The sequence below is a fragment of the Actinoplanes sp. NPDC048791 genome (assembly GCF_040650095.1).
Classification (GTDB): Bacteria; Actinomycetota; Actinomycetes; order Mycobacteriales; family Micromonosporaceae; genus Actinoplanes.
In genome coordinates this window covers 1-548 of sequence record NZ_JBEZGQ010000416.1, presented here as the reverse complement: position 1 = coordinate 548, position 548 = coordinate 1, and the positions used below count along the sequence as shown (strand labels likewise).

The following is a 548-nucleotide window of genomic DNA, read 5'->3' as shown; positions in this document are numbered from 1 at the left end:
GGCGCCGGGGCCCCCCCCCCCCCCCCGCCTCCGTCATCCGTTGACCCTTTCCTGGCACGGCACGCAGAAGCGCGCGTGCGGGAGCACCTCGAGCCGCTCCACCGGGATGTTGCGGTCACACCTCTGGCAGACGCCGTAGGTGCCCTCGGCGATCCGGTGCAGGGCGCTGGTGATCTGCTCGATGGTGCGCCGGGTGGCGACCAGCAGTTCGGCCCGGTTGTGGGCCTCGCCGGGGTCGCCGGTGTCGGCGTTGATCTCGGTCAGTTCTCGCAGCCGGGCGGTCTGGGTGGCGAAGTCGGCCGACAGGGATGCGCGCAGGTCGGCGAGCCAGCTGTGGTCGACGGTCCGGTGGTCGATGCTCATGGGATTGCCTTTCGAAGAAGCGGGACAACAAAAAAGGGCCGAAGCTGCGTGGCTTCGCCCTGGTGGTCGTTCATGGATGCAACGACTCCGCGGGAGGGCCTCGGCCGGTTCGCGCCGGGCTCGACAGCCGGTGCGCCGGCGCGCCGGTCAGCGCAGCGGGTCGAACGGCGCCAGCTCGGGCGGCG

Annotated in this window: 1 protein-coding gene; it reads right to left on the bottom strand. The window is 71.7% G+C overall.

Going from position 1 to position 548, the window contains the following annotated elements:
- Nucleotides 1-33: 33 nt before the first annotated feature.
- The gene (locus AB0C29_RS26400; protein ID WP_360825232.1) at nucleotides 34-363 is read right to left on the bottom strand and encodes a TraR/DksA C4-type zinc finger protein; all 330 of its coding nucleotides are present in this window, start codon (nucleotides 361-363) and stop codon (nucleotides 34-36) included.
- Nucleotides 364-548 lie beyond the last annotated feature (185 nt).

Bases quoted from the DNA above. Each gene is read 5' to 3' on its own strand.
- AB0C29_RS26400 (WP_360825232.1), bottom strand. From the start codon at position 363: ATGAGCATCGACCACCGGACCGTCGACCACAGCTGGCTCGCCGACCTG.